The organism is Streptomyces sp. NPDC033221 (assembly GCF_055577005.1).
In genome coordinates this window covers 155,168-174,081 of record NZ_JBVIQN010000005.1, presented here as the reverse complement: position 1 = coordinate 174,081, position 18,914 = coordinate 155,168, and the positions used below count along the sequence as shown (strand labels likewise).

General features: G+C 72.8%; 17 protein-coding genes. 10 read left to right on the top strand and 7 right to left on the bottom strand.

The window, feature by feature from the left end:
• The first annotated feature begins 23 nt into the window (after positions 1-23).
• Genes ACZ53K_RS08440 through ACZ53K_RS08430 form a run of 3 tightly spaced genes read left to right on the top strand, consistent with a single transcriptional unit; the run spans position 24 to position 3,060 of the window.
• Entirely contained in the window at positions 24-1,616 is a 1,593-nt protein-coding gene (locus ACZ53K_RS08440) for an AMP-binding protein (RefSeq protein WP_468832989.1), read from the top strand.
• Positions 1,613-2,437: an enoyl-CoA hydratase family protein gene (locus ACZ53K_RS08435; protein WP_468832987.1), complete on the top strand. Its 825-nt coding sequence runs from the start codon at positions 1,613-1,615 to the stop codon at positions 2,435-2,437. Before ACZ53K_RS08440 ends, ACZ53K_RS08435 begins: the two co-directional genes overlap by 4 nt.
• Entirely contained in the window at positions 2,425-3,060 is a 636-nt protein-coding gene (locus ACZ53K_RS08430; RefSeq protein ID WP_468832986.1) for a TetR/AcrR family transcriptional regulator, read from the top strand. Before ACZ53K_RS08435 ends, ACZ53K_RS08430 begins: the two co-directional genes overlap by 13 nt.
• A gap of 37 nt (positions 3,061-3,097) precedes the next feature.
• On the opposite strand, the gene ACZ53K_RS08425 is transcribed toward ACZ53K_RS08430, so the two are convergent.
• Together ACZ53K_RS08425 and ACZ53K_RS08420 are read right to left on the bottom strand one after the other, a co-directional pair.
• On the bottom strand, positions 3,098-4,186 hold the full coding sequence (locus ACZ53K_RS08425; protein WP_468832985.1) for a hypothetical protein: 1,089 nt from the start codon (positions 4,184-4,186) through the stop codon (positions 3,098-3,100).
• A 166-nt stretch (positions 4,187-4,352) separates the two neighbouring features.
• Complete coding sequence (locus ACZ53K_RS08420; RefSeq protein ID WP_468832983.1) at positions 4,353-5,327, bottom strand: helix-turn-helix transcriptional regulator; 975 nt, start codon at positions 5,325-5,327, stop codon at positions 4,353-4,355.
• A gap of 122 nt (positions 5,328-5,449) precedes the next feature.
• On the opposite strand from ACZ53K_RS08420, the gene ACZ53K_RS08415 reads away from it, so the two are divergent.
• On the top strand, positions 5,450-5,872 hold the full coding sequence (locus ACZ53K_RS08415) for a VOC family protein (RefSeq protein ID WP_468832982.1): 423 nt from the start codon (positions 5,450-5,452) through the stop codon (positions 5,870-5,872).
• Here the strand turns inward: ACZ53K_RS08415 and ACZ53K_RS08410 are convergent.
• Complete coding sequence (locus ACZ53K_RS08410) at positions 5,854-6,951, bottom strand: citrate synthase 2 (RefSeq protein WP_468832981.1); 1,098 nt, start codon at positions 6,949-6,951, stop codon at positions 5,854-5,856. The two genes, ACZ53K_RS08415 and ACZ53K_RS08410, sit on opposite strands and share 19 nt — an antisense overlap.
• A gap of 543 nt (positions 6,952-7,494) precedes the next feature.
• On the opposite strand from ACZ53K_RS08410, the gene pdxH reads away from it, so the two are divergent.
• Both pdxH and ACZ53K_RS08400 read left to right on the top strand, forming a co-directional pair.
• The gene (gene pdxH, locus ACZ53K_RS08405; RefSeq protein ID WP_468832979.1) at positions 7,495-8,190 is read left to right on the top strand and encodes a pyridoxamine 5'-phosphate oxidase; all 696 of its coding nucleotides are present in this window, start codon (positions 7,495-7,497) and stop codon (positions 8,188-8,190) included.
• A 675-nt stretch (positions 8,191-8,865) separates the two neighbouring features.
• A complete protein-coding gene (locus ACZ53K_RS08400; RefSeq protein WP_468833378.1) occupies positions 8,866-10,170 on the top strand; it encodes a PAS domain-containing protein in 1,305 nt (434 codons plus the stop codon).
• A 65-nt stretch (positions 10,171-10,235) separates the two neighbouring features.
• Here ACZ53K_RS08400 and ACZ53K_RS08395 read toward each other — a convergent pair whose 3' ends face one another.
• The gene (locus ACZ53K_RS08395) at positions 10,236-10,994 is read right to left on the bottom strand and encodes an SIS domain-containing protein (RefSeq protein ID WP_468833376.1); all 759 of its coding nucleotides are present in this window, start codon (positions 10,992-10,994) and stop codon (positions 10,236-10,238) included.
• A gap of 445 nt (positions 10,995-11,439) precedes the next feature.
• Here ACZ53K_RS08395 and ACZ53K_RS08390 point away from each other — a divergent pair, with 445 nt between their 5' ends.
• From ACZ53K_RS08390 to ACZ53K_RS08375, 4 genes are all read left to right on the top strand, one after another.
• Positions 11,440-12,132, top strand: a complete 693-nt coding sequence (locus ACZ53K_RS08390) for a metal-dependent transcriptional regulator (RefSeq protein WP_468832978.1) — start codon at positions 11,440-11,442, stop codon at positions 12,130-12,132.
• Positions 12,133-13,306: 1,174 nt separating this feature from the next.
• Positions 13,307-14,179, top strand: coding sequence for an alpha/beta fold hydrolase (locus ACZ53K_RS08385; protein WP_468833375.1), 873 nt, complete (start codon positions 13,307-13,309; stop codon positions 14,177-14,179).
• A 174-nt stretch (positions 14,180-14,353) separates the two neighbouring features.
• Positions 14,354-15,316, top strand: coding sequence for an NAD-dependent epimerase/dehydratase family protein (locus ACZ53K_RS08380; protein WP_468832977.1), 963 nt, complete (start codon positions 14,354-14,356; stop codon positions 15,314-15,316).
• Between the two features lie 37 nt (positions 15,317-15,353).
• Entirely contained in the window at positions 15,354-15,743 is a 390-nt protein-coding gene (locus ACZ53K_RS08375; protein ID WP_468832975.1) for a PH domain-containing protein, read from the top strand.
• Positions 15,744-15,791: 48 nt separating this feature from the next.
• Here ACZ53K_RS08375 and ACZ53K_RS08370 read toward each other — a convergent pair whose 3' ends face one another.
• From ACZ53K_RS08370 to ACZ53K_RS08360, 3 genes are all read right to left on the bottom strand, one after another.
• Positions 15,792-16,352 (bottom strand): hypothetical protein, encoded by a 561-nt coding sequence (locus ACZ53K_RS08370; RefSeq protein WP_468832974.1) that lies wholly within the window; start codon positions 16,350-16,352, stop codon positions 15,792-15,794.
• Positions 16,349-16,927: a hypothetical protein gene (locus tag ACZ53K_RS08365; RefSeq protein WP_468832973.1), complete on the bottom strand. Its 579-nt coding sequence runs from the start codon at positions 16,925-16,927 to the stop codon at positions 16,349-16,351. Before ACZ53K_RS08365 ends, ACZ53K_RS08370 begins: the two co-directional genes overlap by 4 nt.
• A gap of 473 nt (positions 16,928-17,400) precedes the next feature.
• Positions 17,401-18,834 (bottom strand): DHA2 family efflux MFS transporter permease subunit, encoded by a 1,434-nt coding sequence (locus ACZ53K_RS08360; protein WP_468832972.1) that lies wholly within the window; start codon positions 18,832-18,834, stop codon positions 17,401-17,403.
• Between the last annotated feature and the right edge of the window lie 80 nt (positions 18,835-18,914).

The window sequence follows — 18,914 nt, the reverse complement described above, 5'->3', positions numbered from 1 at the left end:
GCGCCGCTGCTGAGGGGATGGCCATGGTCTTTCACAGTCAGTACGCCGATGTCGCGCCCGTTGACCTGCCGATCCACGAAGCCGTGCTGGGCCGGTCGGCCACCGAGCACGCCGCGCTGCCCGCCCTGATCGACGGCCAGGACGGCACCACGCTCAGTTACGCCGAACTCGACGGCGCCACCCGGCGGATCGCCGCCGCGCTGGCCGACGCCGGTGTCCGGCCCGGTGACGTGCTCGCCCTGCACAGCCCCAACACCATCGGCTATCCGGCCGTCTTCTACGCCGCGTCCCGCTGCGGCGCCGCCGTGACCACCGTCCACCCCCTCGCCACCTCCGGCGAGTTCGCCCGGCAGCTGCGCGACTCCGGCGCCAACTGGATCGTCACCGTCTCCCCGCTGCTGGAGACGGCCCGCAGCGCCGCCGAACAGGCGGGCGGCATCACCGAGGTGTTCGTCTGCGACGGCGCCGTGGGACACCGCTCCATCCGCGACATGATCGCCTCCACCGCGCCCGAACCCGCGGTCCGCATCGACCCCGCCCAGGACGTTGCCGTGCTGCCGTACTCTTCCGGCACCACCGGCGCGCCCAAGGGCGTCATGCTCACCCACCGCTCCATCGCCACCAACCTCGTCCAGCTCGACAGGCTGATCAGCAGCGGCCCCGGCGACCGCGTCCTGGCGGTGCTGCCGTTCTTCCACATCTACGGGCTGACCGCCCTGATGAACGCCCCGCTGAGCAACGGCTCCACCGTCGTCGTGCTGCCCCGCTTCGATCTCGAAAGCTTCCTGCGCACCATCGAGAAGTACCGGGTCAACGCGGTGTACGTGGCCCCGCCCATCGTCTTGGCCCTCGCCAAGCACCCGTCCGTCACCCAGTACGACCTGTCCTCGCTCGACTACGTCGTCAGCGCGGCCGCCCCGCTGGACGCCCGGCTCGCCGCCGCCTGCGCCCGCCGCCTCGGCATCCCGCCCGTCATGCAGGCATACGGCATGACCGAACTCTCGCCCGGCACCCACGCCGTGCCCCTCGGCGCCGAGCACCCGCCGCCCGGCACGGTCGGCAAACTCCTGCCCGGCACCGAGATGCGCATCCGCTCCACCGACGCCGACAAGGACCTCGGCACCGGCGAGAGCGGCGAGATCCTCATCCGCGGCCCGCAGGTCATGAAGGGCTACCTCGGGCGGCCCGCGGAGACCGACGCGATGATCGACGCCGACGGCTGGCTGCACACCGGCGACATCGGGCAGGTGGACGCCGACGGCTGGCTGCACGTCGTGGACCGCGTCAAGGAACTGATCAAATACAAGGGTTACCAGGTCGCGCCGGCCGACCTCGAAGCGGTGCTGCTCACCCACGAGGGCATCGCGGACGCCGCGGTGATCGGCGTCACCGACCCGGACGGCACCGAGATCCCCAAGGCGTACGTCGTACGGCAGCGCGGCGAGCAGGGGGCCCGGCTCACCGAGGACGACGTCATCACGTACGTTGCCGGGCAGGTCGCCCCGTACAAGAAAGTGCGGCGGGTGGAGTTCACGGACGCCGTGCCACGCGCCGCCACCGGCAAGATCCTGCGGCGCGAACTGCGCGCCAGGGAAAGGAGTTCCACGGACTCATGACCGACGCCACACCGGACGCCACCCCGGATGCCACACCGGACTCCCCGTCGGACGCCCCGCTGGTACGGCACGCCCACGAGCGGGGCGTCACCATCCTCACCCTGGATTCCCCGCACAACCGCAACGCCCTCTCCCGGCGCCTGGTGGCCGAACTCCACGAGGCGCTGGCGGCCGCCGCCGCCGATGACGCCACGCGGGCCGTGCTGCTCACGCACACCGGGACGACGTTCTGCGCGGGGGCCGACCTGGCGGAGGCGACCGAAGCCGCGGACGAGGGCGGCACGCCCGTCTCCGGCCCCCTCGGCCTCGTCCGCCTCCTGCGCGCCGTCATCGAACTCCCCAAGCCCGTCGTCGCCGAGGTCACCGGCCATGTACGGGCCGGCGGCCTCGGCCTCCTCGGCGCCTGCGACCTGTCCGTGGCGGGCCCCGGTGCCACCTTCGCCTTCACCGAGGCCCGCCTCGGCCTCGCCCCCGCCGTCATCTCCATGCCGCTGCTGCCCCGCATGGACCCGCGCGCCGCCGCCCGTTACTACCTCACCGGCGAGCGCTTCGACGCCGCCGAAGCGGCCCGTACCGGCCTGGTGACGCTGGCCGCCGACGACCCCGGCACCGCCCTCGAACCGCTCCTCGCCGGCCTCCGCAAGGGCTCCCCCCAGGGCCTCGCGGCCTCCAAAGCCCTGGTCAACGCCGAGGTACTGCGCACCTTCGACCGCGACACGGCCGCCCTCGCCGATACCTCCGCCCGCCTCTTCGCCTCCGACGAAGCCCGGGAGGGCATGACCGCCTTCCTCCAGCGCAGGGAGCCGTCATGGGTACGGTGACCCCCGCGCGCAGCCCCAAGGAACCGCAGCAGGAACGCAGCCGCGCCACCCGCCGCGCCCTCCTGGAAGCGGCCGTCTCCTGCCTCGCCGAACGCGGCTGGAGCGGCAGCACGGTCTCCGTCGTCGCGGAACGCGCGGGCGTCTCGCGAGGAGCCGCCCAGCACCACTTCCGCACCCGCGAAGACCTGTTCACGGCGGCCGTCGAGCATGTCGCCGAGAAGCGCCAGGGCGCGCTCAAGGCCGTCGCCCACGCCCTGCCGCCCACCGGCTCCGCCGCCCGCACCCGCATCGTCGTCGAGGAGATCGTCAACCTCTACACGGGCCCCCTCTTCCGCGCCGCCCTGCACCTGTGGGTGGCCGCCTCCGACGAGGAGCAGCTACGGGACCGCGTCACCGCCCTGGAGGCCCGCGTCGGCCGCGAGGCACACCGTACGGCGGTCGCCCTCCTGGGCGCCGACGAGTCGGTCCCCGGCGTCCGCGAGACCGTGCAGGGCCTCCTCGACATGTCCCGCGGCCTCGGCCTCGCCACCCTCCTCACCGACGACGAACCCCGCCGCGCCCGCGTGGTGACCCAGTGGGCGCGCATCCTGGACACGGTGCTGAACGGGGAGGGGGAGGGGTAGCGGGCTCCGGTCCTGCCCATCGGGCGCCCCCTAGGAGCTAGGAGCGGGTGGCGGTCGCGCAGTCGGTGCCTGTGGCCGTCGTGCCGTTGCTCCGGTCGATCGGCTTGCTGCGGTCGTACGGATCGACCTGGCGGGCCCGGTCGGTGCGCTGCTCACCGGCCGTGCCGAAGGGCGGCGCGAAGTAGCCGGTCGGGGCGGCGCAGCCGCCGTTGGTCATGTCGAGCGCGTACGAGACGAGGGACAGCGTGCCCGGTTCGGTGCTGACCTTGGACGGGTCGTCCCAGCTCATCACCACCTCGCGCCGCACGATCGTACGGACCACCTCGGCGTCCGGCCCGCCGTCGCCCGCCGGGGTGACCGGATACACGAAGGTGACGTCCGCCGCCACCTCGACCGCCCCCCGCTTCCCTTCCCGGTACGTGAGCCGGCCGCGCGTCTTGACCACGTCACCGACCAGCCGGGCCTGCTCCGGCCGGAAGCGGCTGAACAGCAGCAGCGGGTCGGTCGCGCCGGTGGGCGCCGTCGACGACAGGGCGGCGCGCAGGTATTCCTGGACGTCGTTCTGGCGCGGGTTCAGCAGCGCGATCGCCTTCGTGGGCCGCTCGCCGCGCAGCACGCGGGCATCGAGCCCCGCGGCCACCAGGAAGTCCCGGCTCTGCCGCAGGGCCTGCTCGACCTGGGCGGTGTCCATCCAGCCGGTCGCCTTGGCCTGCGGCACCGTGATCCCGGCCGCCCCGTCGGCCCAGCGGGCGGCGGGCGAGCCCCGGAACGGTTCGGCGAGGGTCGGGCGCAGCCCCGGCTCGGCGCCGGGCGCCTCCCGCGGGCTCTGGGACTCGGCGGCCAACGGCGTTCCGTCCGGCCTGCCGTCACTGCCGCCGAACCAGCCGACGATCTGCTGCGGGAAGAGTGCCACGGCCAGGAGGGCCACGGCCGCCAGCCCGGCCACGTACCAGCCTGTCCGGCGCCGGGGCTTGGCCGGCGAGTACGTACGCCAGCCCTCCGGCCGCCCGGAGGACTCCCGCAGCCGCCGTTCCACCTCACGGGCGCGCGCCGACGGCTCCACGGGAGCCCCGGCCGCACCCGTCACCGATTCCCGCAGGAACCGCTCCCACTCCTCATCGGACACGGACGATCCGTCCTGCCCCCCGGCCCCGTTCACACCGCACTCCCGTTCTCGGCCGATCGCCCGATGTCCGGTGACTCGATCAATCGACCGTCTGATCGATTGATTGTGCACCGGCCGGCACCGGGAGCCGTCCCCTGCACGCCTGAGCAAGCCGTCGACCTGCCGCCTAGGAGGGCTCCTCGTCGGCAGCCGCGTACGCGTCGAGGCGGCGGGCCAGCGCTCGTACGAGACCCCGCAGCTCCGCGGGGTGCTCGATGACGAACGGGCGGTCCAGCGCGGCGAGTACGGGAGGGATCCAGTCCAGCCGCTCGGCCCGGATGCGGACGCGGACCCTGTCCGGCCCGTCGTCGGACAAGGCGGCGACCCCGGCGGGCAGGTGGCCGCGGATGTGCTCGGCACTGCCCCGGACGCGCACCGACACCTCGTGCGTCCACGGCGTACGGGTGAGCTTGTCCAGCACCGTGGCCGCCGGGTCGAACCCGTCCGGGACGGCGAACGCACCGGGCCGCACACCGACCGACGTGATCCGGTCCAGCCGGAAGATCCGCACCTCTCCGCCGTCCGGGCCGGCGGCGGTCAGGTACCACCGCCCGGAGTGCGCCACGAGACCGTACGGCAGGACGGTGCGGTCGCTGCCGTGGCCGTTCCGGTCGGTGTACGTGATCGCCACCGGCCGCTGCCGGCGTACCGCCCCGGCTAGTTCCAGCAGCACGTCCGCTTCCGGCGGGGCGGCGGGCCCGGGCCGCGCGGTGAAGTCGGCCGTCTCCAGCAGCGCGTCCAGCCGGTGCCGCAGGGCGTCGGGCAGCACCCGCCGCAGTTTCGCCGCGGCACTCTCACCGGCCGCGGCGGACGTGGTGACCAGGCCCTCCCGCTGCCCCGCGAGCAGGCCGAGCAGCACGGCCAGGGCCTCCTCGTCGGTGAGCATCAGCGGGGGCATCCGGTAGCCGGGGGCGAGCCGGTAACCGCCGTAGCGGCCCCGGACCGCGTCGACGGGGATGTCGAGGTCCAGCAGATGGCCGACGTAGCGGCGGACGGTGCGCTCGTCGACGCCGAGGCGGGCGGCCAGCTCGGGAACGGTACGGATGCCGCCGCCCTGCAGGATCTCCAGCAGGGCGAGCACCCGGGAGGTGGTCGTGGTCACGCCGGAAAGTCTGACGCGTATACCGGGCGGAAGCTGTCCGGTATTGGTTCTAGCGTGGGCGATGCCCGGCGACGCCCGTCGATCCGGGCCCTTTCCCTCCCCCTCTGCCAGGAAGCCGGACCATGAACTTCGTCTCCATCCGCATGATCACCGACGACGTCGCCCGCCTCGTCGGGTTCTACGAGCGCGTCACCGGCGTACCGGCGGCCTGGGCGACCCCCGAATTCGCCGAAGTCCGCACGCCGTCCTGCACGCTGGCGATCGCCGGCAGCCGCACGGTGGCCCTGTTCGGCGAGGGGAGCGCGCGAGCCGCCGCCAACCACACGGTGATCATCGAGTTCCGTGTCACCGACGTCGACGCGGAGCACCGGCGCCTGGAGTCCCTCGGCTGCGAGTTCGTCCAGGAGCCGACGACCATGCCGTGGGGCAACCGCTCCCTGCTCTTCCGGGACCCCGACGGCAACCTGGTCAACTTCTTCACGCCGGTCACCGCGGACGCCGTACAGCGCCAGGAGCGCCCGGCCCCCTACGCGGGCAGCGTGTAACCCTCCACCGACTCCGGCCCGCGCGGCCCCGGGCCCACGTACTTGGCCGACGGCCGGACCAGGCGGCCCGTGCGCTTCTGCTCCAGGATGTGCGCGCTCCAGCCCGCCGTACGGGCACAGGTGAACATCGACGTGAACATGTGCGCCGGGACCTCCGCGAAGTCCAGCACGATCGCCGCCCAGAACTCCACATTCGTCGCCAGGACCCGGTCCGGGCGGCGGTTGTGCAGCTCCTCCAGGGCCGCCTTCTCCAGCGCCTCCGCGATCTCGAAGCGCGGCGCGCCCAGCTCACGGGCGGTGCGGCGGAGCACCCGGGCCCGCGGGTCCTCGGCCCGGTACACCCGGTGGCCGAAGCCCATCAGCCGCTCGCCGCGGTCCAGGGCCTGCTTCACGTACGCCGTCGCGTCCCCCGTCCGCTCGATCTCCTCGATCATGCCGAGGACCCGGGACGGCGCCCCGCCGTGCAGCGGCCCGGACATCGCGCCGACCGCGCCGGACAGCGCGGCCGCCACGTCGGCGCCGGTCGAGGCGATCACCCGCGCGGTGAACGTGGACGCGTTCATGCCGTGCTCGGCCGCCGAGGTCCAGTACGCGTCGACCGCCGCGACATGCTTGGGGTCCGGCTCGCCGCGCCACCGCTTCATGAAGCGCTCGACGATGGTGCCCGCCTTGTCGATCTCCTTCTGCGGCACCATCGGCAGGCCCTGCCCGCGCGCCGACTGCGCGACGTACGACAGCGCCATGACCGCCGCCCGCGCCAGCTCGTCGCGGGCGGTCTCCACGTCGGTGTCCAGCAGCGGCTTCAGGCCCCACACCGGCGCGAGCATGGCCAGCGCGGACTGCACGTCCACCCGGATGTCACCCGAGTGGACCGGGATCGGGAACGGCTCGGCCGGCGGCAGCCCCGGATTGAACGATCCGTCGACCAGCAGTCCCCACACGTTCCCGAAGGAGACCTTGCCGACCAGGTCCTCGATGTCGACACCGCGGTAGCGCAGCGCGCCGCCTTCCTTGTCCGGTTCGGCGATCTCCGTCTCGAACGCGACGACTCCTTCGAGTCCGGGTACGAAGTCGGACATCAGGCGGCTCCTCAAGATGGGGACGACATGCGGCTCATGACCAAGATGCCGTGCGTGCGGGATCTGTCGGGTAAGGCTGGTCGGGTCGGGCTGGTCGGTCGGGCGGTGCGGGCCGGCGGTGCGGTGGACGCCGTCCGGAGTCCGGCACGGTGGCCGGGCGGCGGGCGGCCGCGGTGCGCCGCCGGGTCCGCGGGGCCGCTCCGGGCAGCGGACGGCTGGTCCGGGCGCCGGGGTCCGGTTACGCGGCCGTCCCTGCGGCTCGCGGTCCGTACCGGTCACTCCCGTCATGCCCCGCGCGGGCGTTGGTCACCCGACCGGCATCCGTGGCGTCCCGCCCGGAGCACGTCACTTCGATCACTTCAGGGCGGACACGATATCCCGCGCCGACCGTGCGCCACAGTGGCTCGCGGCACGATTTTGGCCGGTCCGGCACGTACCGGGAAGCGTGACATCCGGCACACCGGGTGATTCGCTTACGGGAGGGTTACGGCAAGCCGTCCACGGGCAGACTTCCCTGCCACCCGGCTGCCCCAACGAGCCCTCATGCTGCAAGATGTGGCCGTGCACTCCGCCGACACGCCCACCCCGGACCCGCTCGATCCCTCCGCCATGCGGGCGCAGTACCGCGCCGAGGGACTCGCCGAGGCAGAACTCGCCCCCAGCCCCTACGACCAGTTCGCGCGCTGGTTCAAGGAAGCGGCCACGAGCGGACTGCACGAGCCGAACGCGATGGTCGTCTCGACCGCCGACGCCGCCGGCCGCCCCAGCTCAAGGACCGTACTGCTCAAGCGCTTCGACGAGCACGGCTTCGTCTTCTTCACCAACTACGGCAGCCGCAAGGGCCGTGACCTGGCGGAGAATCCGTATGTCTCGCTGCTCTTCCCCTGGCACCCGCTCGCCCGCCAGGTCATCGTGACCGGTACCGCCACCCGCATCGGCCGCGACGAGACCGCCGCGTACTTCCGCACCCGCCCGCACGGCTCCCAGCTCGGCGCCTGGGCCAGCGACCAGTCCACCCCGGTAGCCTCCCGCGCCGAACTGGAGCGCGCCTACGACGACCTGGCGGCCCGCTACCCCGAGGGCGAGCAGGTGCCGGCACCGCCGCACTGGGGCGGCGTACGCGTCGTCGCACAGACCGTCGAGTTCTGGCAGGGACGGGAGAACCGCCTGCACGACCGGCTGCGGTACGAGCGGGAGGGTGCGGGGGAGGGCTGGTCCGTCGTACGGCTCGCGCCCTGAGGAGCGGCCGGTACGGCACCCGGTACGGCACCTGGGCGGCGGCGGGTACGGCAGCCGGGGAGCGGCGGGTACGGCGACACGCCCGGGCCCGCGAACGCAAACGACCCGCGGGCTGCTTCCCCCGCGCCAAGGGCGCGAAGGGGCCGGTCGGACGAACCGGCAGCCCGCGGGTCGGGTGACTGCTTGGGATTGGCCGGCTGCGCAGCTGTTTCCTGCGCTGGTCCGGCGCTGCACACTGAGTGCGACGACGGGCCGCTAGCCCGCAGTCACCTCACGCGTCCGGTGCGAAATCATCTGCCGAACCACCTCCCTTCTCGTGTGCCTCACACCCTAGGAACCGGTCCGCCGGCCGCACAACCGAATTTCCCGTGACAGGGATTGCAGGGATTTCCCCGAATGGGGTGTGGTCCGCGTCACGTTCCAGTTGAATGATCCGGCGTGCAGCACGTGCGGCCGCGTTCGTAGGGGGTGCCAGTGGCTGCTTCGTCTTCGTCGTCCTCCTCGTCGTCCTCGTCGCGCCGCTTCGAGTCCGTACCGCCCGGGGGACCGGGCCGGGCCCCGGACCGGGGCGGCCCGCCCCCGGACGACGCGCGCGCGGACGACTGCCGCGACACGGACCCCGACCCGCAGCCGGACAACGACGACTCCGGCCTGCTCGCCGCCCTGCTGGACGGGATGGACGCCGCGCTGTGCGCCTTCGGCGCGGACGGCTCGGTCACCCACTGGAACCGCGAGGCGGAACGCATCCTCGGCTGGACGGCGGACGAGGCGGTCGGCCGCCCCGGGCTGGCCGGCTGGGCGGTCCGCAAGGAGGACGCCGACGAGGTGGAGGCCCGCCTGCTGGCGGCGACGCGGTCACCGGGGCGCCAGGTGCACGAGTTCGCACTGCTGACGAAGGACGGGCGGCGCGTCCTGGTACGCACCCAGTCCTCCGCCGTCCTCGGACCCGACGGCCGCGCGGCGGGCGTGTACTGCGCCTTCAGCGAGGTGCACACCCAGATCGACCTGGAACGCTCCATCGCCCTGAGCGAGGCGCTCTTCGTGGACGCCTCCTGGGGCCTGGTGCTGGTCGACGCCGACCTGCGGCCCGCGGTCGTCAACGCGCACGCCGCACGCGCCCTGGGAATGGGCCGTACGGCCGTGCTCGGGCGCCCGCTGGGCGACCTGCTGACCCAGGGCGTGGAGGAGCTGGAGAGCGCCCTGACGCACGTCCTCGCGGAAGGCACCCCGCCCGCCGCCGCCGAACTGTGGGTGACGCTCCGGTCCGACGAGGCCGAACCGACCCGCCGGTGCTGGCGCAGCGGCTTCCTCCGGCTGGCCTCGCCCCTGGCGGAGGAACCCGTACCGCTCGGCGTGGGATGGCTCTTCCAGGACGTCACGGACGCCAAACGCACGGAACAGGAAGGCTCCCTGCTGCGCTTCCGCGCCCAGCAGCTGCACCGGGCGGGCCGGGCCGCGGGGGAGTGCGAGGACCCGATGGAGGCGGCCGCGGTCCACCTCGACTTCGCGCTGGCGGGGTTCGCCGATCACGGGCTGGTCGATGTGGTGGGCAGCGGCGGCGAAACGGGCGCCGACGGCGGCCTGGGCGCTCCCCCCGGGGACACGCCCACACTCGTACGGGCCATCGCCTCACCCGCGGGCGCGCCCGGCCCCTCCGAGGCCGTACCGCCCACCGGGATTCCGGTGGCCTACGGAGCGGGCCACCCGGCCGCGCAGGCGCTGCAACGGTGCGGCTCGGTACGCGCCGGCGCGGGTCCGGCGATCGCGGAGGGCTGGGCCGCGGCCCGCAAGTGGCCGGACGGCACCGTGCACGGCCTGTGCGTGGTGCTGCGCAGCCGGGGGCGGACGCTGGGGGTGGTGACGTTCCTGCGCGGCCCCTCGCGGCGCCCCTTCGACCGCGCGGATGCGGCGTACGCGGAGGACGTCGCCTCCCGGATCGCGGCGGCCCTCGACCTGGCGGGGCGGATGGCGGAGGACTGAGGGGGCGGCAGGCGGGTGGGCTGAAGGGCGGGCGGTGCTCGTACCGGACGCCGCCCTTCCGTCCGCTACTGCCGGTAGTAGATCCGGTCCGCGTACTCCCGCATCACCCGGCCGTTCCACTCGTGGCCGCCGTCCACGTTCCCGCTGCGCAGCAGCGGCGGGTCGATGCCGCGGTCGGCCAGCACGCCCGCCGCCGTCGCGACGACGGACTGCATGATCGCGCTGGTGACGACCGTCGAGGCCGGGGCGAACGGCGCCTCGATGCCCGGCAGCGTCAACTCCGCGTCACCGACCGGAATCTTGCTGTCCAGGACGATGTCGCAGTGGTCCCGGAGATGCGTCCCGGAGACATGGCGGGATTTGGTCTCCTCCGCGTACGCCACCGACGTCAGCCCGATGACCTTGAGGCCCAGCGCCCGCGCGTTCATGGCCATCTCCACCGGCAGCGAGTTACGCCCGGACAGCGAGATGACGATCAGCACGTCACCTTCCTCCAGGGGGCTGGTGTCCAGGACGGCCCCGGCCAGACCGTCCACCCGCTCCAGCGCGCTGCCGAGCGTCGCGGGCCGTACGTCGATGCCGACCACGCCCGGGACGGTCAGCAGGTTCATGACGGCGAGGCCGCCGGCCCGGTAGACGGTGTCCTGCGCGGGCAGGGAGGAGTGCCCGGCACCGAAGGTGAAGACCCGGCCGCCGGCCTCGACGGTGTCGGCGATGAGCGTCCCGGCGGCGCCGATCCGTTCGTCCTCCTCGTCGCGCACCCGGCGCAGCAGGCCGATCGCGGCGTCGAAGTACTGCCCGGCCAACCGGTTGCTCTCGCCCATCGCCGCGGGGCCCCTCTCGTCGGTACTCATCGGTCTTGTACGTTGGTCCTCGTACATTTGTCCTACGTTCTGACGCGTCCGGCAGCGCAAGCCGGCCGGCGGCAGCGCGCGCCGGTCCCCGTCAGTCCTCACCGGTCCTTTTTCCGTCTCCGCCGGGCCCGTCCGTGATCCGGACGGCCGGCGGTGGTCCCGGCGGGGACAGCCGTGGCGCGGATCACGTTGCGGTCTGGACCAGTGCCCTGTCAATACGGTGTACGCCGCCGCCCGCGGCCGGACGGACACCTTCCGGCCGCCGGGACGTCGCCCGGCCGCCGCCTCGCCGCAGGGCGGGCGCCGCCGTACCGGGGCATCGGGAGGGCCCGCCCGGAGCGGACGCGGAACCGTTGTCAGTGGGATGCGTCAGAATTGAGGTCAGGGCCACCGCACGACACATCAAGGGGCACGCATGTCCGGACTGATCGACACCACGGAGATGTATCTCCGCACCATCCTCGAACTGGAAGAGGAAGGTGTGGTCCCGATGCGCGCCCGGATCGCCGAGCGGCTCGAACAGAGCGGCCCGACGGTCAGCCAGACCGTGGCGCGCATGGAGCGGGACGGCCTGCTCACGGTCGCGGGCGACCGCCACCTGGAGATGACGGAGGAGGGCCGCCGGCTGGCGACCCGCGTCATGCGCAAGCACCGGCTCGCCGAGTGCCTGCTCGTCGACGTCATCGGGCTGGAGTGGGAGCAGGTGCACGCCGAGGCGTGCCGCTGGGAGCACGTGATGAGCGAGGCGGTCGAGCGCCGCGTCGTGGAACTGCTGCGGCATCCGACGGAGTCGCCGTACGGCAACCCGATCCCGGGCCTGGAGGAACTGGGCGAGAAGGCCGAGGCCGACCCGTTCCTGGACGCCGGCATGGTGAGCCTGATGGACCTGGAGGCCGGCGCGGACGGCAAGACGGTCGTGGTGCGCCGGATCGGCGAGCCCATCCAGGCGGACGCCCAGCTCATGTACACGCTGCGGCGGGCCGGTGTGCAGCCGGGCGCCGTGGTCAGCGTGACCGAGTCGTCCTCGGGCGTCCTCATCGGCAGCAGCGGCGAGGCGGCGGAACTGGAATCCGAGATCGCCGCACACGTTTTCGTCGCCAAGCGCTGACCTCCGCCCGCCCCTGGCCAACGGGCTGACCTGCCTCGACGGGCGGCCCGGCGCAGTGGTCAACCGCTGCACCAACGGACGGAGTTGCCGGAACGCGAGCGGAGCGGCCGGTGGCATGTCACGCTGGCGCTGAGCGTGCACGCGAAGGCGGCCGCGGGCCGCGCGGCGATGCCGTACGGGCCCCGTCGAGCGTGCGCGCGAGGACAGCGGGCTCATGACGTGTGGCGCCGGAGACCTGGGGCGATACGGCTGACGACGGACAGGACGTGACCACGCCTGCCGCCGCGGCCCCGGGTCGGGGAGGGGGCTCGGGTGAGGAGCAGTCCGCCGCGACCCCCGGCCCACCCCGACACGCCGCCCCCGAAAACGGAGCCCCCGACGAGGCGGACGCGCACGGCGAGGCGGGCGCGCACGGCGACTTCGGCAAGTTGTGGGGGTGGGGGCGGAGATTCCTGTGAGAGTTCCTGCGGGGGCTCTGAGACGCCTGCGCCGGGTGGGCGCGAGGGCGGGCGCGGCAGCGGCGATGCCGACGCGCTCGGTGGGGGCGGTGATTGCGGGGGGTCTGCGGGGTTGGGAGGCTCTGGGGTTGCTGGAACTTTCCGGGCTTCCGGGGGCTCCGGAGCTTCCAGGACTTCCGGAGCTTCCAGGACTTCCGGGGGCTCCGTGACAGCCGAAGTCGCGGGAACCACTCTCGACGCCCCTACGGTTCCCTCGGGGGCGGCCGGTGCCTACGGCGGCGGCCCTGTGAGCGGTCAGGGCCCGGTGAGCGACCAGGGCCCGGTGAGCGACCAGGGTCAGGGCCCCGTGAGCGCCCTAGACCTCGTGAACGCTCCAGACCTCGTGAACGCCCTGGCCCCCGTGAACGGCCCAGGCCCCGTGAACGCCCCAGACTCCGTGAACGACAACGACCAGGGCCCCGGCGCTGCGAGCAGCCGGGGCCCCGCCTCCCCACGTCCCCCCGCCAAGACCCGGAGCCCCGAGCTCTCAGGGTCTTTCCCCGTGGACCCCCTTCCCGGTGGGGCCCGCCTCCCGCTACGTGTCTCCCCTCGGCGAGGACCAGCAATCCTTGGGCGTGGTCACCCGAACGAGGGTTATTGGGCGCAGAAACAGCCTATTCGAATAGAGGTTCGATAGTGTGGGGCTGCTCAAGGACCGAATGGGGGTGCCAGGGCCCATGGTGCGGCGCATCGACGTGACAGGGACCGGCGGCGTCCGGCTCGCCGCCTGGGAGTTCACCGACCCGCCGAAGGCCGGCCGGGGCGGGGAGGAGGGGGAGCGCGGCCCTGGCGTGCTGCTCCTGCACGGCCTCATGGGGCGCGCGTCGCACTGGGCCGAGACCGCCCGCTGGCTCGGCTCCCGGTGCCGCCCCGTCGGCCTGGACCAGCGCGGCCACGGCCGGAGCGAGAAACCCCAGGACGGTCCGTACGACCGCGGCGCATACGTGGCCGACGGCATCGCCGCCATCGAACAGCTCGGCCTGGCGCCCGCCGTCCTGATCGGCCACTCCATGGGCGCCCTGACGGCCTGGCAGGTGGCCGCCCGCCGGCCGGACCTGGTGAGCGCGCTGGTCATCTGCGACATGCGGGCCTCCGCCCTGGGCGCGGCCTCGCAGCAGGAGTGGGCGGACTGGTTCCGCTCCTGGCCGGTCCCGTTCGCCACCCTCGCGGACGTACGCAAATGGTTCGGCGAGGACGACCCGACCCTGGAACGGTCCAAGCCGGCCCGCGGCGAGTTCTTCGCCGAGATCATGGCCGAGCGTGCGGACGGCTGGCGCCCGGTCTTCTCCCGCCACCAGATGCTCACCGCCCGCGAGGCCTGGGTCCAGGACGCGCACTGGGAAGACCTCGCCCTGGTGCAGTGCCCCACGCTCGTCGTCCGCGGCCTGGACGGCGAACTGGGCCGCGCCGAGGCCCAGGAGATGGTCCGCGTCCTCCCGCACGGCGTCTACGCCGAGATACCGGACGCCGGGCACTGGCTCCCCTGGGAAGCCCCCGAGGAGTGGCGGTCCGTGCTGGGCCCCTTCCTGGAATCCGTCCTCCCGAGCTGACGAAGCCCCGGGCCTCCCCCCCCTCCGTCCGGACGGACTCCGTGTCCCGCGCTCTCATCCCAACCCTGAGCGGGCCGGTACTCAACCACCCACTCGCGCCACTGCCGCCCCTCCCACCCCCAATCCCTGTCGAGCCCGCCCGAGCCCGCCGGGGCGTCGGTAGTGTCGATGGCCATGCGCCTTCTTGTTCTTGGCGGTACGTCCTTCGTGGGCCGCGCCATCGTCGAGGATGCCCGGCGTACGGGAGCCGAGGTGACCTTGTTCGGCCGGGGCCGCACCAACCCGGACCTGTTCCCCGGCCTGCCCCGGCTCATCGGCGACCGCGACACCGGTGACTACTCCGCCCTGCACGACGGCGGTTGGGACGCGGTCGCCGACGTCAGCGGTTACGTCCCACGACACGTCGGACAGGCGATGGACGCCCTGGGCGACCGCGTCGGCCGGTACCTGTTCATCTCCACCCACGCGGTCTACGCACGTACGGGAGTGGGCCCGGGCAGCGACGAGAGCACCCCGCGCCGCCCGCCCGTACGCGGCACCGAAGAACTGAGCGAAGCCACCTACGGCCCGCTCAAAGTGGCCTGCGAGGACGATGTGACCGCCCGCTACGGCACGCGGGCGACGATCGTACGACCGGGGACGGTGGCCGGACCGCACGACTCGATGGACACGTTCACGTACTGGGTACGCCGCGCCGCACGCGGCGGCCGGGTGGCCCTGCCGGCCGACCCCGCACAACCGGTACAGGTCCTGGACTCCCGGGACTTGGCGCGCCTGGTGGTGCAACTGCTCATTGACGACCGCTCCGGCGCCTTCCACGCGGTGGGCCCCGCCGCGCCGACGACACTGGGCGAACTGATCAACACCTGCGCCCGAGTGGCGGGCACCCAGGTCGAGATCGTCCCGGTACCCCCGGACGGCGCGCCGACCATGTTCCCCCTGGTACGCCCGAACTGGCCCACCCAGCAACGCAGCGCGGCCCGCGCCCGCCAAGCCGGCCTCCCCGCGACGCCGCTGGAAGTAACGGCGGCCGACGTCCTGACCTGGGACCGCGCCCGCGGCGAGCCCCCACTCCACCTCGGTTACACCCCCGAAGAAGAACAAACAGCCCTGGGCGCTGTCCGGCGGATCATGTGACGGTCGAATTGCCGGCGTCAGGGCAGCGTGGTGGCCGGTGGGCACCGGCTTCGACGGCAGCGTCGACCCCTATAGTCCCGAAGGCATGACGGCACTTGCATCCTTCACCTTCGTGCGCCATTTCGACGGGCTCCGCTACACCTTCGCACGCGACGGTGAACGCAACGGCCGCCCCGCCTACCGCCGAACAGACGGGAACGTGTGGTGTGTCTGGTCGCCGACCGACGGCTGGCACTGCGAGATCGCTGACGGCCTCGTCACTGCCCACCCCCTCATCAGCCACGCTGACGCATCCGAACCTCCGATGACCGTCTGGCGCAGCTTCAAGAACGACCGCTCCTACCTCTACGACCTCCGGCCCTCGCCCCCTTCCGAATCACGATCCGCCGGGCAGCGCCCAACCGACCAAGCACCCACCTCAACCTGACCCGGACGACCTGACCCGGACGACCTGACCCGGACGACCTGACCTGGGCTACCTGACCTGGGTGATCTGATCCGGACAGTCTGAGCCGGAAGAGGCCAAGCGCCCCTGAACGCTCTTCCGTGTACGAGCCATCGCGCGGTGCAGCGGGATGCAGGTGGCGATGACGTACAGGGTGAAGAGGGAGATGGGAAGCAGGCCGACCGGGCGCAGCAGGTCTGCCGGGTCGGTGCGTATCCTTTGCCAGTTGCCGATCCAGTTCGCGGTGGCGTCGGCGATCATCACACCGCAGGCGAGCCAGGCGCCGGCCCCGCGCAGGCGGATCACCAGGAAGGCGGTCAGGGGGTCGATGACCACCAGGCTGATGAAGAACACCTGGAGTGCCGCCTGGGGGAAGGCCGCGTAGGCGTGGATGCCGCCGCGTATCAGGTCGATGAGGTGCGCGCCGGTTCCTTGGACGAAGACGATCGCGTACGTCGCGGCGACCCACCGTGCCCAGACGGGTAGTTCGTTCCAGCGGTACTTGAGCCGGGTGCGGGGAGGGGGAGAGGGGCTGAGGGGGGATCGGCGGTGGGGAGGGGGCCCGAGAGGGGTTTGGCTGTTGTGGTTCATGGTTGGTGGCCGAGGGTGCGTTGGACGTGTGTGGTCAGGGAGGCGTCGGTCAGTAGGGAGCCGTAGCCGGTGGCTGACCACAGGCTGCGCTCGGGGGCCACTTCGAAGTAGGGGACGGGGCGGCCTGATGCCCGGTCCCGGTCCCGGTCCCGGTCCTGGTCGGCGAGGGTGTCCGGCGTTCGGTGGGCTCGTAGGGCGCGGATGCAGGTCGCGCAGGCGGCCACCTGGAAGCATTCGCTGTGTTCGGGGGACCGGCGCCAAGGTATGCGCCGGGCCGCGGGGCCGTGCAGAGGGTGGAAGTAGCACAGGGGGAGTGGAGGGGCCGACCGGTCGAGGGCGGTGTAGCCCTCGTGGAGGAGGGCGAACACGCCCGCCAAGTCGGGGGCTCCCCGTGCCCTCTGCAAGAGAGCTTCGGCCGTCGCACATGCCTCCTGGGCCCGCTCCGCGGCAGCGGGGGCGGCCTTGGTGCTCTGCGTCTGCTTGGCCAGGCGCGTGACTTCCTCGGCGGCATGTTCCCGCATCCCGGGCTCGTCGGCGCGGCGTACGGCGGTGAAGACCGAGCGCGGGATCGTCAAAGGCTGGGCGTAGTCCCGCAGTCGTGAGCGGCGTCGGAGCAGGAGGCCGACAGCGGCTATGAGCAGGAGCGGGCCGGCGATCAGGAGGAGGAGATGGGTGAGGGAGGGGGTGGGTGAAGAGGTGAGGGAGGGGGAGGGTGCTGTGGGGGAGGCGAGGGGGGTGGAGGAGGTTCCTGTACTTGCTTGGGCGGGGGTGGGGGTGAGTAGTAGCAGCAGGGTTGCTGCTGTTGTTGTGGTCGTCGTTGCTGCTAGCGGCAGTGATTGCTTGCCTGGCCCTGGGCCTGAACGTGGTGCTGGGCCAGGTCTGTTGGTCGGCCACATGATTTCCCACCCCCGTTTGCCGGCCGGACCGGCGGTTCGCTGACGTCCGAGTCGTCCTGGCGATCATTTTGTCGCCGTGATTCACGACGGTACCGGCCGTGCTCGGCGCGTGGGGAAGCCTGTGGATAACCTCCGTCCGCGGCGGATACCCGTCACCCGAGGGGCTGTTGACGGCGAGGGAGCAGCAGCGCCGGGATGAGCGACAGGGCCACCAGGGCAACGGCCCAGGCGTAGGTGTGCTGGAAGGCGGCGGCGAGGTGCGGGGCGAGCGCGCGTACGGCGTCGGCGGGCAGGTTGCGGACGGATTCGAGGCCGCCGCCTGCACCTGCCGAGGCGGGGAGCCGGCTGCTCATGGCGCCCGCGAGCAGGATGGACATCAGGGCCGCGCCCACCGAGCCGGCCAGCTGCGGGATGATGCTGAGCGTCGTCGAGGCGGCGGGAAGCCTGGCGTGGTCGATGCCGCGGGTGGCGGTGGCCATCGTCGGCATCATCGTCATGCCGACCCCGACGCCCATCACGGCGAGCGCGCCCGCCAGCACCCAGTACGGGGTGTCCGCCGCGACCTGGGTGGTGAAGGTCAGGAAGCCGGCCGTGGCCAGGCCCACGCCCGCCGGCACGAGTCGGCCCGCCGGGATCCTGTCGACCAGGCGGCCAGCGAACTGCATGGTGATCCCGGTCGCCAGCACCTGCGGGATGCCCAGCAGTCCGGCGCCGGTCGCGCTCTGGCCGCGTACGACCTGGTAGTACAGCGGCAGCAGCAGTATCGAGCCGAAGTAGCCGCAGACGAAGAGGGCGAGGGTGGCGGCGGCCGGTCCGAACGGGCGGCGGCGCAGCAGCCGGAGGTCGATGAGCGGGGATTCGGCGGTCAGCCCCCGTACGACGAAAGCGGCGATCAGCGCGGCGCCCGCCAGGGTGGGGACCAGGACCCCCGGGCCGGTGAAGGAACGTTGTTCCGCGCCGCTGCTCAGGCCGTAGATGAGGATGGCCAGGCCGGGGGAGAGCGTCAGCAGGCCGGGCACGTCCAGGCGCGGGCGGGGCCCCGGGGTGTCGCGCCGGAAGATCCGGCCGGCCAGGACGAACGCGAGGACGCCGACGGGGATGTTGATCAGGAAGATCCAGCGCCAGGAGACCTCGTCGACCAGGTAACCGCCGAGCACCGGACCGATCAACGGCCCCACCAGGACGGGAATGCCGAGGACGCTCATCATCCGTCCCCGGCGGGCCGGGTCGGACGCCTGGAGGAGGATCGTCATGCCGACCGGCTGGACCATGCCGCCCGCCAGTCCTTGCAGCACCCGGAAGGCGATCAGGGACTCGGTGTTCCAGGCGAGCCCGGCGAGCGCCGAGCCGACGGCGAACAGGGCGATCGCGAGCATGTAGAGGCGCTTGGTGCCGAAGCGGCCGACGGCCCACGCGGTGACGGGGATGACGGTGGCCAGGGCGAGCGTGTAGCCGGTGGCCACCCACTGGATGGTCGCCAGCGGTGCGTGGAAGTCCGCGGAGAGGCGGTTGAGGGCGACGTTGACGACGGTGGTGTCGAGGACCGTCATCAGCGAGCCGAGGACGATGACGAAGGCCATCGCCATGACGCCGTGTTCCCGGCCCGGGCCCGGCGAGCCCTTCGCGTCCGCACGGCCTGTACGAGCAGGCGCGAAGGCAGCCGGTG

What these genes read in the sequence shown, in the direction of transcription:
- ACZ53K_RS08430 (WP_468832986.1), top strand. Translation starts at nt 2,425, where the DNA reads ATGGGTACGGTGACCCCCGCGCGCAGCCCCAAGGAACCGCAGCAGGAA.
- ACZ53K_RS08360 (WP_468832972.1), bottom strand. Translation starts at nt 18,834, where the DNA reads ATGGCGATGGCCTTCGTCATCGTCCTCGGCTCGCTGATGACGGTCCTC.
- ACZ53K_RS08395 (WP_468833376.1), bottom strand. Translation starts at nt 10,994, where the DNA reads ATGGGCGAGAGCAACCGGTTGGCCGGGCAGTACTTCGACGCCGCGATC.
- ACZ53K_RS08400 (WP_468833378.1), top strand. Translation starts at nt 8,866, where the DNA reads ATGGACGCCGCGCTGTGCGCCTTCGGCGCGGACGGCTCGGTCACCCAC.
- ACZ53K_RS08410 (WP_468832981.1), bottom strand. Translation starts at nt 6,951, where the DNA reads ATGTCCGACTTCGTACCCGGACTCGAAGGAGTCGTCGCGTTCGAGACG.
- pdxH (WP_468832979.1), top strand. Translation starts at nt 7,495, where the DNA reads ATGCTGCAAGATGTGGCCGTGCACTCCGCCGACACGCCCACCCCGGAC.
- ACZ53K_RS08440 (WP_468832989.1), top strand. Translation starts at nt 24, where the DNA reads ATGGTCTTTCACAGTCAGTACGCCGATGTCGCGCCCGTTGACCTGCCG.
- ACZ53K_RS08380 (WP_468832977.1), top strand. Translation starts at nt 14,354, where the DNA reads ATGCGCCTTCTTGTTCTTGGCGGTACGTCCTTCGTGGGCCGCGCCATC.
- ACZ53K_RS08390 (WP_468832978.1), top strand. Translation starts at nt 11,440, where the DNA reads ATGTCCGGACTGATCGACACCACGGAGATGTATCTCCGCACCATCCTC.
- ACZ53K_RS08370 (WP_468832974.1), bottom strand. Translation starts at nt 16,352, where the DNA reads ATGAACCACAACAGCCAAACCCCTCTCGGGCCCCCTCCCCACCGCCGA.
- ACZ53K_RS08385 (WP_468833375.1), top strand. Translation starts at nt 13,307, where the DNA reads ATGGTGCGGCGCATCGACGTGACAGGGACCGGCGGCGTCCGGCTCGCC.
- ACZ53K_RS08435 (WP_468832987.1), top strand. Translation starts at nt 1,613, where the DNA reads ATGACCGACGCCACACCGGACGCCACCCCGGATGCCACACCGGACTCC.
- ACZ53K_RS08415 (WP_468832982.1), top strand. Translation starts at nt 5,450, where the DNA reads ATGAACTTCGTCTCCATCCGCATGATCACCGACGACGTCGCCCGCCTC.